Consider the following 13,256-nt stretch of genomic DNA (forward strand, 5'->3'; position numbering starts at 1 on the left):
GAAAGAGAGAAACTAAACGTCGGCATGTATCGACTTAATGACGTCGATCCATGGATTATCTCGTATAAAATCAGGCAACGAATCATTATTAAACTGCTCATTATTAACAATAATGTCCTGCCCCTTCACAGTACCAGGGATGCAACCATCCTTACTCCTCTTCTCAAGCTCCTCAACCTTCTCAATGAGCTTGCCAATTAATTCTTTAAGAGATTTCAATTCCTTTATTAACTCACCTTGATAAGCGCTCTCATATAAATAATCATTCCTTAGTTGTGGATCAGGCATTCCCGTAATGATAGATAGGCTCACGTTAAGGATATTGCCATAACCACCTAATAAGTATGAGCTATTGTTATTATTCATTTGAGTATCTACTTTATTTAATTGCTTATCATCATTCAGCTGATTTAATGCCTGGTCAATATTTTTGGTGAAGGCCCTATACTTAGATATTGCCTTGTACACGGTGTTTACGGATATACCGAGCTTCTGAGCTATCTCCTTAGGTTTCAATCCCTCATTAAAGTAAAGCTTAGCAGCTAACTCCTCAGTCTTCGTTAATTTACTCGACATACATTTATTGGTACTGTCCTCGGTTAAAAATCAGTTTATGTCCTTAAATTAATGAATTACCCATGTAATACTTATTAATATACAGTAGCAATGATAAATAATATAAGGGAAGACTAACCACTCTTAAAACTTGATGAACGTAAAGGCCACGATCGCGGTTCACGGAGGTGCTGGTAGCCTGGGTTACTTCGTTAATGAGGAGCACAGACAAAGATACTTAAATGGTTTAGTAAATGCTGTAAGGGCAGGTCTCGAGGCAGCCAAGAGGGGTAATGCCCTGGACATGGTTGTTGAGGCCGTTACATCCATGGAGCTTGATGGATCTTATGATGCTGGTAAGGGTTCGGTACTGAATTTATATGGTGAGGTTGAGCAGGACGCCGGCGTCATGTGGGGTAAAGACCTAAGTGTTGGAGCTGTGGCATCTGTTAAGCATGTTATAAATGCGATAAGGCTCGCTAGGCTTGTTATGGAGAGAACCGATCACGTATTAATAACCGGGGAGGGCGCTGAAGAATTAGCTAGGCAATTTGGGCTTTGGGTACCATCAACGGAATTAATAAACGAATCTAAAATTAATAGGTATAAATCCTTGCTCAGGAATTTACGTTCACGATATGAGAAAAACACGGACCTCGCCAGGAGGTTAGGCTTATTGGGTACGGTGGGCGCAGTCGCATTGGACAGGGATGGTAACCTGGCCGCGGCAACGTCGACAGGTGGTACGATACTTAAGTGGCCTGGTAGGGTTGGCGATTCACCACTTCCAGGTGCTGGCTATTGGGCTGAGAATGGTGTATGTGCGGTGTCTGCTACGGGCATTGGGGAATTCATCATTAGGGCCATGGCCTCATTTAGGGTTGCCATGCTGATTAAAGGCGGCATTAAGGTCAGTGATGCCGTTAAGCAAGTCGTTAATTACGTGACCAGCCTATTCGGTCCAGGTAATATTGGGTTGATAGCAATTGATAGTTTAGGTAATGTAGCTTCAGCATTTAATACGGAGGTCATGGGGAGGGCATGGGGTAGGGAGGGCATGGATAAAGTAATAGTGGCGCACTTCCCCGGTGACCCATTCCCATGAATGAGTGCTTTATTCATATGAACTTACCTATGAAGTCATTAAGTCTTTCGCTGATTCTTCTTGCCCGTTCCCTAAACGCTTGATAATCCCTGGACTTATCATAAATTATCTTACCATTAACGATTACCATATCCACGTCTGAGCCGTCCGCTGAATAGACAATATTTGATAGAATATTATCAAGCCTAGCAGGTTGAAGCCTCGGACTACCTAAGTCAAGCAACACTAGGTCTGCTACGCAACCATTATTTACGCAACCACCATTAAGGCCTAGTAATTTATAGCCATTAAGTGTTGCCGCCTTGAATGCGTGAATCGCCTTAATGCTCACGTCCCAATATGAGTGTCTCTGAAGCAGTACTGCCATCTTCATCTCTCTAAACATGTCAAGGGAATTATTACTAGCGGGCCCATCAGTGCCCAACGTCACCACAACGCCAATATCCATTAACTCCCTCATTGGAAAGTGACCGGCAGTGGCCAGTTTCATGTTTGATGTTGGTGCGTGGGTTACACGGGCATTAGTCCTGGCTATAATATTCAACTCCCAATTAGTAACCCATCCTAAATGAACGAGTTGAGCCCTACTAGAGATTAAACCCAGTGAGTTTAGGTATTCTACAGGGAACATGCCATACTTCTTCTTCGACTCATAAACCTCATCCCTCGTTTCAGACACATGTACCTGGATTGGTAAATTAAGACCATCACTTAAGTCTTTAATCCTTAACAACGTATCCTTACCCACAGCATAGATACTATGGACATTTATTATCGGTCTTATCAACGATGAATCACCGTACTTACTCACGAAATTCCTTAATTCATTCTCAACACATGAGGGTCTCCTTAATGTGTCTATGAACGTGGGACCCAAGGCAGTTCTCAACCCGTACTTTAACGCTACGTCAGCGGTCACGTCTGGGTAATGATACATGTCTATGAATGCCGTTGTACCGCTCATTAACATCTCAATAATAGATAACTCACTGCCGAGGGCTACTATGTCCCTCGTTAATTCACGCTCCACACTCCACATCTTGCTAAGCCATGTCATTAATTCGGCATCATCATAGAAACCCCTCAATAGAGACATTGGTGTATGGGTATGCGCATTAACAAGCCCTGGAATTACGACATGACCTGAACAATCAATCTCCTCAAACCCACCCTCAGTTATAGTGCCAACATTCATTATTGATCCGTCACTAATTGCTATATCCACGTTCTTAAGTATCCTAAGCTCATCATTAATCCACGTTAGTACAAAGTCGCAATTTTTAAGTAGATAATCCATGAGCGACCAATGTTATAGCTTATTTATTATCTAAAACCTTTGGTTCCAGGTGTACGGACTTAATTATGTAAATCCATGAATATTGACCTAATTTCTTAACTTCACCATCATCAATGACAACCCTATATCTAAATAATGGTGCATCGACAACGAAGGTCTCCCCCTCACCACCCTCTAATGCTGGGTTAAAGCCGTACTTCAACGCTGAGCTTATTAATTCCTCAATGTCATCAAGTGTTAACACCCTGCCTAACAACCTAGGGTTTATACCCATGGTACTTATTGACGTTAATACGAACCTAAATCCCTGGCGATATAAATCCCTTAAGTAAGTGACTTGATCCTTCCTCCATAACGGTGAATAAACCCTTAAACCTACGTCGTGGGCTACGATATTTATCATCATCCTCTGATAATCAGATAATAAAGCCCCAGTCACTATACCAATGATCCCATACTTCCTCTTAACTTCGTTAAAAGCAATCTTCAAGTCCTCAAGCTCAAGATCCTTAACGCCACTAGTCTCATAAATAACCTGGGAAATGCCCAACGCCTCCGCTTGATACCTTGTCCACTCAATATTTGGGTAGTGGAACATCCATGAGTCAACACGGTGAGGCATTAACGTGAGCAAGCAAACAACGTCAAAACCCTTAAGTACAGCCCAATGTAGAGCGTAGGTCGAGTCCTTACCACCTGAGAATAATGAACAAACCTTCATTATCGATGTTTCTAAGTCTATAAAAATTTAAAATACTAATTTAGATCGTACTTAAAACTGAATTGTAAAATTCGTACGTAGTAGAGGAGAACTTATGAAAATTCAATATTCGTAATCCGTAAATAGAAATGTTTTTAATTCACTAAATAGTGCCCAAACCCTCGATGAGTAGCGAAGGAGAAGAATGGCAGTTCCCTGAGGATTGGGAGTACTCGGGCGGTGTACCAGAGAGATTGTTAAAAATTAGGGCTAAGTGTCCATACTGCGGCCATGTCTTTGAGGTCGAGATGGGTGAATCCTGGTATAACATGGGTATATCAATAGCATGTCCAAAGTGCGGTAGGCAATTCTCGATAAGCATGTATGGAGAGGTCGTTGGTGAAGTTAAGAAGACAGCAAAGAAGTGATATTAAAAATTAGTAACCTGGTGTTGCTTAATAATGAGTAATGTGGAGTGTATTGATGATTTGTTGAATGCCCTGATGACCTTTTACTCCGTGGCAGTTATAGAGCATTACATGATATTTCTATTATTAATTAAATCTAGAAATAATGAGGCAATACATGATCAATTGTTAAATACTGTGAGGGATCATTTGGATAAAGAGAATAGAATGCTAAACAATATGTTAAGATTATTAATGGAATGTTTTAATGAAAATACAACATCCCTAGTTAATGAATTCGTTAGGAACGTTCAGGATGGAATCACGTTAATTAACGACCCAGAATTCATAAGCAATTATATTAATGACTTCGCAACGGCTGTAAAGACCCTAGTTAAGTATGTCTTAAACCATGAGGAATTATTATCAAGAGTAGTTAATTTATTGCGGGAAAACGTTAGAAAATATATAAGTAGTTTTACATGAATTTATCAGCGTAATTCTTGCTATGATAGGAATTGCGGAGGCACCTGCATTAGATTCTTTCTAATTGCCTCTACACTTGCTAAGAATTTCTTCTTCTGCTCCTCATTTAAATTAAGCTCTATTATTTTCTCAACACCGTTCTTACCAAGTACAACAGGAACCTCCGCAAAGACATCCCTTACTCCATACTCACCATCTAAGTACACTGATGCCTCGAATATTCTCTTTCTATCCTTCTTTATCGAGTCAACCATCAATGCAAGGCCAGCTGCTGGACCCCAGTTACTACTGAAGCCTCTTAGGTTAGTTATCTCTGCACCGGCCTGAACTGTCTTCTTAACAATATCGTCATACTGTTCCTTTGTTATGAACTCAGTGAGTGGCTTTCCATATACGAAGGATGCCTCCGGCACTGGGTACATGTTTTCGCCATGCTGCCCAAGCACAACGGGTATTATTGACTCTGGGGCGATACCAACTAGCAGGGATGCATAGTAGGCCATTCTCTGTGAGTCAAGAACACCGCTGAAGCCGATGACCCTATTTCTTGGGAAGCCAAGCTTCTTGTAAAGCACGTAAACCATCGCATCGAGTGGGTTTGTCGTGATTATAACAATGGAGTTCGGCGCGTACTTCCTAATCTGCTCAGCTATTGAGGCTACGATTTCCGCATTCTTAGCCGCCAACTCCTCCCTGGTCATTCCAGGCTTTCTGGCGAGACCAGCAGTGACTATTACTAGGTCACTACCCTCCATGTCCTTATAATCATTACTACCCCTATACCTAACAGACTTACCAAGTATTGCAGCCGCGTGGTTCAGGTCAAGAGCCTCACCCTGGGGCAGGTTCTTTATTACATCTATGAGGACTATCTCATTGTCTGGTTCGAAGAACATGAGGAAGGCAGCTGTGGTTGCACCGACACGACCACTACCTATTATCGTTATCATCTAATTCACCCATTACTTACATTAATTGACGTATTTTTAACTTTAATCCATCTACAATGTATCAATAGTAATAAGCGCTTCTGAATCTGTGATTTCAATTTATGAAAGACGTTACTGAATCACCTATTACTCACATTTTACATTTAACTATGGAAAAACCTGACGCCTTCCTTAACCTATTCATTACAGCTAATCCAATGCCCCTCTCCTCAATACCCTCGGCAATACCTAGGTCTACATTGAGCCTATCAAGACTCCTTAACGAATCAAATAATGATGCGGCTATTGTGTATGGATTTTCCCTATAGCCCATTATTATTATTGGCAATTCATTGATTTCGGGGTATTTCATTAATTCGCTGGCTGTTTCCTTCGTGATTAGTAATGCTACCTTCAATTTCTTATTTAGATAATTCAAGGCCACGTCACGTAATAACTTAATTAATGAATCATATTTCTCACACTCAACAACTATTAACTGCGTACGCGGTGCATAATGCTTATACTTCATACCAGGCGCCAGGGCAACGTCGGCCTCACCCAAACCCCTTGCAAATTCTGGGACCACAATTTCAGTGTTAAATAATGACCTTAATTCCTCAATTGTAAAGGGACCAGGCCTTAGCAATACAGGTGGATTCCTAGTTACATCCACTATTGTAGACTCAACACCAAAAAACGTAGGCCCTGCATCAAGTAGAATCATTTCAACATTGTCATTAGCGTAATCCTCAATTATATGTTCAGCCAACGTGGGGCTTGGTCTACCTGACTTATTGGCGCTTGGCGCAGCTATGGGCGTTCTAGATGATTTAATTAATGCAAGTGCCACGGGGTGTGCAGGTGATCTCACAGCCACCGTATTACGACCACCAGTGACCTCCTTAGGCACGTCAGGCGATTTAGGTAGGATTAAGGTTAGGGGTCCTGGCCATGCCTTCCTAATTACTGGAAATACGATTTCCGGTATATCAATGGCGACCCTATCGAGCTCGTTCATATCTGATATATGCACTATAAGTGGGTTATCCGGTGGTCTACCCTTAGCTTTAAAGATCTTTAGGCATGCCTCGCCATTAAATGTATCTGCACCTAATCCATAAACAGTCTCCGTAGGGAATGCCACCAAGTATCCATTCTTAATGTAATCACTTGCCTCCTTGATTATGGAATTATCAGGATTTAAAGGATCTACCTTACGTACCTTAAGCATCACGTTTATCAATACCTGACACTTATAAATCCATCTACGTAACATTGCTGTACACGGGTAATTATTATCAATAAGCTAGATAGGTTTATAAATAAGTCTCCGTGACACTGTTGGTGATTTTAATGGCAGTGTCTAATGAAGAGGTAATAGGCACTACAAATAATGAAGAGACAGAGGAACCAATATTCAAGACGAACCTGCCCAATGATAAGGTTAAGGAGTTGATAGAAATTTTGCGTAATGTGTATGACCCAGAAATACCGATTAACGTGTATGACCTAGGGCTTATTTATGAAGTAATGATGGATAATGATAAAGTCGTTCATGTAAAAATGACACTAACAGCAGTGGGTTGCCCACTATCTGAAAACCTTGGTTATCAGGTTGGTGCCGCAATTCAACAGGCCATACCAGATGCAAAGGACATAGAGATTGACGTGGTCTTCGATCCACCCTGGACCCCATTAAAGATGACGAAGTTAGGACGTGAGATGTTTAAGGCGATTTATGGCTATGATATTGTTGAACAATGGTTAAAGACCCAGAACGAACAAAATCCCCAGGTAAGTGAGGGTGAGCAGTGAATTAATGAAAGCCAAAGTCAATGATTATTTCTCATTGTCTATTTCTAAATAACTGCACTTCTGTATTATGAATAAAAGATTTAAAAGGTATATTTAGAATGGAAAATGTGTTATCATCATCAAGCAGTATTCCATCAGGAAGAACATTGACCGAGCGGGTACAGCAAAAACTAAGTGAAATATTGGAATCAAGTGACTTAATAAAGTTCGTTGCCTTAGTTACAATGGATGGATTCACAATAGCATCAGAGATGAAAGATAATATTAATGTCAACCCAAAGTGGTTAGGTGCATTAATAGTGTCCTCAATAAAGAACCTTGAACTTAACCTAAGAAAGGCATTGAATGAGGCAAACCTGTCCGAGCTGGTGATATCCCTAGGGCAGGACCTACTGATTGTAAAATCCATTGGTAAGTTGGCATTAATAATGATTGTTGATAAGGCATTGGACATGAATTTTGTGATGTATGAGATTGAGGAGGGATTACGTGATCTATCAACGGATTTAGGTTTAGGAATTGAGTAATTTTAACCATTTAATTAATTGGAGTTACCGTCAGACCCCTCCTCATTTGCCATGCTATTTAACGACTCTATTAATGCAGCTGATGTTAGATTCTCAATTAATTGCTTCGACTTCTCATAGTATGCATTAATTAACTGTAGCAGCTTCTGCTTAACATAGTCTATTGGCTTCGTGTAATAAACATAGGTATAACCTCCATTCTTAGCGAGTACAGGTCTCCTAGCGATCAAGCCAAGCTGGACAAGCTTAACTAAGGACCTTTCAATAGTACTTCTTGACTTATTCATCTCTTTCGCTATCTCAGCTACGGTCAGTGGTTCCTTGGCCTTATTCTGCAGTAGGTAGTAAATCTCAACCTCAGTTGGTGAGAGCCTAAGTATGCACCTAAGGATGTACTTAATATCGACGTCCTCAAGGATCTCTTCGGTACTCTTCTCCTTAATTGTTATGAGAGACACCACGTTAACCACCAACATCAGTGTCACAGAGTTTCTTTATAAACCTTTTTCTCCAACATTTTCCACTATAGATGCATGATTTTATCAAATTATTTATATATAATTAAGACCTTATAGCTCTACAGTGACACCCATATTCTTACTTTTCACTAAGTTATATATGTAAGTTGCCGCCGCAAGATCCTCAACAGCAATACCAACAGACTTAAACAACGTAATATCCTCATCTCTCGATCTACCCTGTCTTACCCCGCTTATTATCTCACCTATCTCAATTAAATTCTTTTCAGATATTAAGCCATTCTTCATTGGAATTATTATATCGCCAGTCTCATTCATAACAGCAGCGCGTGAGTCAACAGCTATCACGGATGCTTTACGAATAACATCATCATCCAATTCCCTAGCATTAACCTCAGGTGCGCCGATTGATGCTATGTGCATTCCCTCATGAAGCCATGAGCCGTGAATGACGGGTTCTTTGCTTGTCGTTGCCGTTATTACAATACTAGCTTGCTTAACAGCGTCATAACCTGAATCAACTACCACGGCATCAATACCTCTATCCTGGGCTATTTTAGCCAATTCAAGAGCCCTTTCTTTCGTTCTTGAATGTATGAACACTCTCCTTATGGGAAAAGCCCTAGATAATAATATTAAATGGTACCTTGCCTGCAATCCAGCACCAATAATTGTCACGTTATCCATACTTCGTGCCATATATTTGACCGATACCGCAGTCGCGGCTGCGGTTCTCCACGCCGTTAATGCTGTGCCATTAATGACTGCCATTGGCTGTCCCGTAATATCATCCATAAGTACGACTATTCCCTGGGTCGTTGGTAGACCACGTGCCTTATTACCCTCAATAACATTGACTATTTTAACGGAAAATCCGAGGTTACGTGCACCACAGGGCATAACACCCCACCAATCATTATTAAGGTAAATAACTGTTCTTTGCGGCATCTTAACAACGCCGGAGCTATAGTCCTTAAAAGCCGCGGCTATGGCATTTATTAATCCGTTAACGCCATCCTTACTATCTAGGGCCTCATCAACCTCCCTTCCATTTACTATTAATAGTCTCATATTACATTTGAACTATGATGAAAAATTTAAGCATTATTCTCTATAGATATGAATAGAGAAATACCGTCTATACATTTTGCGACAGATTTATTAATTCTAGCTATAAGTAAAATAGTGGGTGAGCTTATGGCGATTAAATGCATTGATTGCAAGTACTTTAGACTTCATGAATTACGTGATAATATTGGTATTTGTACGAATAAGGATAGCCCATATTACATGAGGTTGGTCATGACCGAGTGGCAATGCCCATTCTTCGTAGAATTTAATGAGGAGATGGATGAGGACGAATTTTACTGGTGCTCGGACTGCAAAACGATGGTGCACAAGTCATTATTAACACTTCATAAGGGACATAAATTAGTTAAGACACCGTACATTGACGAGGAATCCCACTTGGAAACCTATGTAGCTGATTAACTTACCTCCTTCAAATCATGCATTTAAACAGTATTTTCGCACAAAGCTTTCAATGGCCTTAGCTATCACCCTAATATCCTTACCTCTAGGTGTATGCGGCATACCCTCAACACGTATTAACTCAATCACATTACCAAGCGACTTAGCCCTATCATAGTAATCCTCCACCTGCTTTATACTCACTAACTCATCATTAGTGCCATGAATTAAAAGTATCGGCGGTAGGTTGGGTCTTAAGTAATTTATTGGTGAAGTCTTCACGAGAAATTCCTCAGTAACCTGCCTATTATCAATTCTCATTAATTCCTCATAAGTCCTCCTTCTAATACTACCAGGCTCACCTGAGAGCAACCACCTAATCTGCGCTAACCTATCAGTTGGTCCTGACACGGAGATTGCGCAAGCTACTCGATCCACGGTTGATGCAGTAAGTAATGCTATTGTACCACCCATTGAGTGCCCAGCGATGATATATCTGTCATTAGCCCCCTCAAGTAACTCCCTGACCTTATTAAGACCGTCCTCAAAATCCCTATATGTTGGTGCTATTACCTCTAGGTTTAATGATCTCAGTGGGCCAATAAGCCAATTTATCTTCTCGGGGCTTGAACCAAAGCCATGTAGTGCCAACGCCTTCATTGTTAAGGCATGTGCATTGAATTGGTTATAAAGTTTTGGTACCGGTGGAGAGTTAACCTAATAAATTTATTATAGATCCTAACATCGATCATGGCAAAATCAAGAAAGACAAAAAGACCCCAAAGGCGTAGAGGAAGACTGTTTTACTTAGCGCTGGCGTTAGTGATACTTGGTGAGGCGGCATTCATAATTGTCCTATTCTTACCCGGCATAGTATCCAAGCTAACAATGAACCAACAAACCCAGACTGAGCTTAACGCCACGGTTATTACCGAGTATATGCTCTCAACATTAATAAATCCATATAATAATTCAATAGTAAATGCCACAGCGTTAGGATTGATAAATAACACGAAGCCCATATTAATGTACTTAACAGTTAATGACCCATACCTAATAGATGAATCATGCAATATCTGGCCAATACTTTATAATGCTGCACGGTACCACAATTATAACGTCATAATTATAGTATTTCCTAATCCGCCAACTCAGGCCCCCGCAACATTATCAGTGATACAGCAATTCGATAATTACGTATATGAACTTTGTAGTTTCAGCCCTGGAACATCGAACTTCATGGTTACGACCGCGTTTTGGGGTAATTATACGTATGGATCGCAAGTGCTTATTGTTGGTTATGGAACGTTATTACCACAATTACTCACTAAATTGGGTATTAATGCAAGTAGCGTTTACTTCCCATTGTTAATAGTAGTTAAGCCTCATAACACCGTAGATGCCTCAGGGATAATTTATGGCTCACAGCTCATGAATAGCACATACCTAAATGAGACATTATTTACATCATTAGGGAGTAGTTAATCAGATAAAAACCTCGTGCATTTACTGGGCTCCTCGTCATGAAGTATCCTACTTATTGATTCCAAATCCCATATCGCACATAGGTAGGTCCTTGTATACCTAGCCAATTCCATTGCGGACTGGATCTTCTTCATGAGGCCTCCAGTCACGTCTATATGATAAGTACTCCTCTCATTAACAATGGATGCTTTAGTTAATTGTTTAATGACATCACCATTAGTATCAAGTATTCCAGGTACGTCAGTCAAGAATATCGACGCTGACGGCCTTAACTTTGAGCCTAAGTCAAGCATTATATCATCACCACTGATTATGGAGAAATCCTCATCACTAGCAACAACATCCCCATAAAGCATTGGTACTACACCCCTTTCAATTAATTCGATTATGTGCATAGGCTCTATCAACAGGTGGGGCTTACCATCTTTAATTATGTATATTGAGCCTGTCCTTAACGGATAAATGGGTAACCCAACCAACGTCAGTGTAAGTGTTATTTTCATGCTTAAAATATTGAGTACGGCTGAAGTGAGGGATACACCAATTAATTGGTCGTGATCTCTATACCTATTTAATCCATAAGCCAATGCCATAGGATGCGCGAAGCTACCGCCTCCGTGAACCAGGATAAACCTATTACCTGTCTTGAACTCCTTAACGAGTAAGGTGCCCAGTTTCCTTACCCAATCCTCCCTATAACTAAGTGGCCTTGACTTATCACTTATTGCGCTACCCCCCAACTTTATCATGAAAAGCCTCATCGGCCCTCCGGTGGTTAATACCGTAAGCTGGACTTATAAGTATGAGGTTATTCATGTTTAATATAAATTTCACTAGAATTCCCTAGTTACCGTAAACCTCAAAATCTCCCTAAGATCATCAACAAACTCATTACTCCCTAACTCACTTAATGCCCTTTCAGACTTCTCCGCAAAGTCCATGGCAATCCTCAACGCGTTTCCCCTGGCGTTAGTCTTCGATATTATCTCCACAGCCCTCTTAACATCGTCATTCGTGACAGTGGTCTTACCGAGAATACTCAATAATTCCTCCCTATCCTTATCGCCTAATTCCTTCAACGCCATTACAACGACCGCATTACCCAACTTATGCTCCTTAATGTCCTTACCAATTTCCTTACCAAATTTCTTAACATCACCAAAAATGTCTAATATGTCATCTAATACCTGAAAGGCAAGCCCCAGATACGTGCCATAATCAGACAATGGCTTAATACAATGTGGCGCATTAGCAGACATCGCGCCAAAGACAGCGGCCGTCCTTATTAAGGCGGCGGTCTTAAGGCTTATCATCTTCACGTAAGTATTATACAGGGCTTCCCAATTGCTCAGCAACCTGGGCCCTAATCTATTCTCTACGAAGTATGGATCCCTGCGCCCAGCATATTCAAGCAAGATATCTAATCGCTCACCCTCGTCTATTGCGCGTATGGTATTCGCCGTCTCCCTCGCGAAGGCTATTGGATCCCTAGTCTCGAGTATGGCTTCTTCAATGGCCTCCCTATACCATATACCGATTAATATTGCTGCGTAATCACCGTACTTAGCCCTAACCGTAGGCTTATTCCTCCTTAGTAATGCCTCATCTATTATGTCATCATAGATCAGGGAATAATTGTGTATTAATTCCACGATTGCTGCGGCGGGTAGCGCAACCCTATAATCACCGCCACAAGCCCTCGCGGCTGTCAACGTTATTAATGGTCTTAATCTCTTACCGCCAGTGGATACTTGGTAAATCACGGCATCCCTAAACTCCTCACTCACCTCCTTACTTAGGTATTTAATTAATTGCTCGTCAATTTCACGTCCATAGAGACTATGAAGCTTCTCTAAAATGTCCATCGGGTTTACGATTAACGCCAGTAATTAAGTTATATCCCCATGATATCTACGATATTTTTAACTGTTGAATATGAATTAGTTAATATCTGAAGCAATTGTTAACCATTAATTATGGACAAAGCTTAATATTGCT

The 13,256-nt window shown here is 40.8% G+C and carries 17 protein-coding genes; 7 read left to right on the forward strand and 10 right to left on the reverse strand.

The features are described 5' to 3' along the window. Positions 1–12 precede the first annotated feature (12 nt). Positions 13–576, reverse strand: coding sequence for a helix-turn-helix domain-containing protein (locus VDIS_RS08635; RefSeq protein ID WP_013336850.1), 564 nt, complete (start codon positions 574–576; stop codon positions 13–15). A 133-nt stretch (positions 577–709) separates the two neighbouring features. Between VDIS_RS08635 and VDIS_RS08640 the strand changes: the two genes are divergently transcribed. Further along, on the forward strand, positions 710–1,660 hold the full coding sequence (locus VDIS_RS08640; RefSeq protein ID WP_013336851.1) for an isoaspartyl peptidase/L-asparaginase: 951 nt from the start codon (positions 710–712) through the stop codon (positions 1,658–1,660). 13 nt (positions 1,661–1,673) lie between these two features. Here the strand turns inward: VDIS_RS08640 and VDIS_RS08645 are convergent, their stop codons facing one another. Together VDIS_RS08645 and VDIS_RS08650 are read right to left on the reverse strand one after the other, a co-directional pair. Further along, entirely contained in the window at positions 1,674–2,957 is a 1,284-nt protein-coding gene (locus VDIS_RS08645; protein ID WP_013336852.1) for an amidohydrolase, read from the reverse strand. A gap of 19 nt (positions 2,958–2,976) precedes the next feature. Further along, entirely contained in the window at positions 2,977–3,678 is a 702-nt protein-coding gene (locus VDIS_RS08650) for a diphthine--ammonia ligase (protein ID WP_013336853.1), read from the reverse strand. A 164-nt stretch (positions 3,679–3,842) separates the two neighbouring features. Here VDIS_RS08650 and VDIS_RS08655 point away from each other — a divergent pair, with 164 nt between their 5' ends. Both VDIS_RS08655 and VDIS_RS08660 read left to right on the forward strand, forming a co-directional pair. Then, positions 3,843–4,085: a hypothetical protein gene (locus tag VDIS_RS08655; protein ID WP_013336854.1), complete on the forward strand. Its 243-nt coding sequence runs from the start codon at positions 3,843–3,845 to the stop codon at positions 4,083–4,085. A 33-nt stretch (positions 4,086–4,118) separates the two neighbouring features. After that, positions 4,119–4,550: a hypothetical protein gene (locus VDIS_RS08660; protein ID WP_013336855.1), complete on the forward strand. Its 432-nt coding sequence runs from the start codon at positions 4,119–4,121 to the stop codon at positions 4,548–4,550. Positions 4,551–4,570: 20 nt separating this feature from the next. Here VDIS_RS08660 and VDIS_RS08665 read toward each other — a convergent pair whose 3' ends face one another. Further along, a complete protein-coding gene (locus VDIS_RS08665) occupies positions 4,571–5,500 on the reverse strand; it encodes a malate dehydrogenase (protein WP_013336856.1) in 930 nt (309 codons plus the stop codon). Positions 5,501–5,630: 130 nt separating this feature from the next. Then, complete coding sequence (locus tag VDIS_RS08670) at positions 5,631–6,713, reverse strand: L-threonylcarbamoyladenylate synthase (protein WP_052885813.1); 1,083 nt, start codon at positions 6,711–6,713, stop codon at positions 5,631–5,633. A gap of 122 nt (positions 6,714–6,835) precedes the next feature. On the opposite strand from VDIS_RS08670, the gene VDIS_RS08675 reads away from it, so the two are divergent. Together VDIS_RS08675 and VDIS_RS08680 are read left to right on the forward strand one after the other, a co-directional pair. Beyond that, positions 6,836–7,297 (forward strand): metal-sulfur cluster assembly factor, encoded by a 462-nt coding sequence (locus tag VDIS_RS08675; RefSeq protein ID WP_013336858.1) that lies wholly within the window; start codon positions 6,836–6,838, stop codon positions 7,295–7,297. Positions 7,298–7,395: 98 nt separating this feature from the next. After that, positions 7,396–7,824: a roadblock/LC7 domain-containing protein gene (locus VDIS_RS08680; protein WP_013336859.1), complete on the forward strand. Its 429-nt coding sequence runs from the start codon at positions 7,396–7,398 to the stop codon at positions 7,822–7,824. Positions 7,825–7,838: 14 nt separating this feature from the next. Here VDIS_RS08680 and VDIS_RS08685 read toward each other — a convergent pair whose 3' ends face one another. Both VDIS_RS08685 and VDIS_RS08690 read right to left on the reverse strand, forming a co-directional pair. Continuing rightward, a complete protein-coding gene (locus VDIS_RS08685) occupies positions 7,839–8,300 on the reverse strand; it encodes an ArsR family transcriptional regulator (protein WP_013336860.1) in 462 nt (153 codons plus the stop codon). A gap of 93 nt (positions 8,301–8,393) precedes the next feature. Next, positions 8,394–9,374 (reverse strand): ornithine cyclodeaminase family protein, encoded by a 981-nt coding sequence (locus VDIS_RS08690; RefSeq protein ID WP_013336861.1) that lies wholly within the window; start codon positions 9,372–9,374, stop codon positions 8,394–8,396. Between the two features lie 126 nt (positions 9,375–9,500). On the opposite strand from VDIS_RS08690, the gene VDIS_RS08695 reads away from it, so the two are divergent. Next, on the forward strand, positions 9,501–9,794 hold the full coding sequence (locus VDIS_RS08695) for a hypothetical protein (RefSeq protein ID WP_245522492.1): 294 nt from the start codon (positions 9,501–9,503) through the stop codon (positions 9,792–9,794). A 15-nt stretch (positions 9,795–9,809) separates the two neighbouring features. On the opposite strand, the gene VDIS_RS08700 is transcribed toward VDIS_RS08695, so the two are convergent. Beyond that, positions 9,810–10,433 carry an alpha/beta hydrolase family protein gene (locus VDIS_RS08700; RefSeq protein WP_013336863.1) on the reverse strand — a complete coding sequence of 208 codons (624 nt, stop codon included), beginning with the start codon at positions 10,431–10,433 and terminating at the stop codon, positions 9,810–9,812. 90 nt (positions 10,434–10,523) lie between these two features. On the opposite strand from VDIS_RS08700, the gene VDIS_RS08705 reads away from it, so the two are divergent. After that, on the forward strand, positions 10,524–11,258 hold the full coding sequence (locus VDIS_RS08705) for a hypothetical protein (protein WP_013336864.1): 735 nt from the start codon (positions 10,524–10,526) through the stop codon (positions 11,256–11,258). On the opposite strand, the gene VDIS_RS08710 is transcribed toward VDIS_RS08705, so the two are convergent. After that, entirely contained in the window at positions 11,255–12,007 is a 753-nt protein-coding gene (locus tag VDIS_RS08710; protein WP_245522493.1) for an isopentenyl phosphate kinase, read from the reverse strand. The genes VDIS_RS08705 and VDIS_RS08710 overlap by 4 nt on opposite strands. An 84-nt stretch (positions 12,008–12,091) precedes the next feature. Continuing rightward, positions 12,092–13,123 (reverse strand): polyprenyl synthetase family protein, encoded by a 1,032-nt coding sequence (locus tag VDIS_RS08715; RefSeq protein WP_013336866.1) that lies wholly within the window; start codon positions 13,121–13,123, stop codon positions 12,092–12,094. Positions 13,124–13,256 lie beyond the last annotated feature (133 nt).

It is taken from the genome of Vulcanisaeta distributa DSM 14429 (assembly GCF_000148385.1).
GTDB lineage: Archaea > Thermoproteota > Thermoprotei > Thermoproteales > Thermocladiaceae > Vulcanisaeta > Vulcanisaeta distributa.

Excerpts from the sequence above, each read along its gene's own strand:
- VDIS_RS08635 (WP_013336850.1), bottom strand. The coding sequence starts at position 576 with ATGTCGAGTAAATTAACGAAGACTGAGGAGTTAGCTGCTAAGCTTTAC.
- VDIS_RS08640 (WP_013336851.1), top strand. The coding sequence starts at position 710 with ATGAACGTAAAGGCCACGATCGCGGTTCACGGAGGTGCTGGTAGCCTG.
- VDIS_RS08645 (WP_013336852.1), bottom strand. The coding sequence starts at position 2,957 with ATGGATTATCTACTTAAAAATTGCGACTTTGTACTAACGTGGATTAAT.
- VDIS_RS08650 (WP_013336853.1), bottom strand. The coding sequence starts at position 3,678 with ATGAAGGTTTGTTCATTATTCTCAGGTGGTAAGGACTCGACCTACGCT.
- VDIS_RS08655 (WP_013336854.1), top strand. The coding sequence starts at position 3,843 with ATGAGTAGCGAAGGAGAAGAATGGCAGTTCCCTGAGGATTGGGAGTAC.
- VDIS_RS08660 (WP_013336855.1), top strand. The coding sequence starts at position 4,119 with ATGAGTAATGTGGAGTGTATTGATGATTTGTTGAATGCCCTGATGACC.
- VDIS_RS08665 (WP_013336856.1), bottom strand. The coding sequence starts at position 5,500 with ATGATAACGATAATAGGTAGTGGTCGTGTCGGTGCAACCACAGCTGCC.
- VDIS_RS08670 (WP_052885813.1), bottom strand. The coding sequence starts at position 6,713 with ATGCTTAAGGTACGTAAGGTAGATCCTTTAAATCCTGATAATTCCATA.
- VDIS_RS08675 (WP_013336858.1), top strand. The coding sequence starts at position 6,836 with ATGGCAGTGTCTAATGAAGAGGTAATAGGCACTACAAATAATGAAGAG.
- VDIS_RS08680 (WP_013336859.1), top strand. The coding sequence starts at position 7,396 with ATGGAAAATGTGTTATCATCATCAAGCAGTATTCCATCAGGAAGAACA.
- VDIS_RS08685 (WP_013336860.1), bottom strand. The coding sequence starts at position 8,300 with ATGTTGGTGGTTAACGTGGTGTCTCTCATAACAATTAAGGAGAAGAGT.
- VDIS_RS08690 (WP_013336861.1), bottom strand. The coding sequence starts at position 9,374 with ATGAGACTATTAATAGTAAATGGAAGGGAGGTTGATGAGGCCCTAGAT.
- VDIS_RS08695 (WP_245522492.1), top strand. The coding sequence starts at position 9,501 with ATGGCGATTAAATGCATTGATTGCAAGTACTTTAGACTTCATGAATTA.
- VDIS_RS08700 (WP_013336863.1), bottom strand. The coding sequence starts at position 10,433 with ATGAAGGCGTTGGCACTACATGGCTTTGGTTCAAGCCCCGAGAAGATA.
- VDIS_RS08705 (WP_013336864.1), top strand. The coding sequence starts at position 10,524 with ATGGCAAAATCAAGAAAGACAAAAAGACCCCAAAGGCGTAGAGGAAGA.
- VDIS_RS08710 (WP_245522493.1), bottom strand. The coding sequence starts at position 12,007 with ATGATAAAGTTGGGGGGTAGCGCAATAAGTGATAAGTCAAGGCCACTT.
- VDIS_RS08715 (WP_013336866.1), bottom strand. The coding sequence starts at position 13,123 with ATGGACATTTTAGAGAAGCTTCATAGTCTCTATGGACGTGAAATTGAC.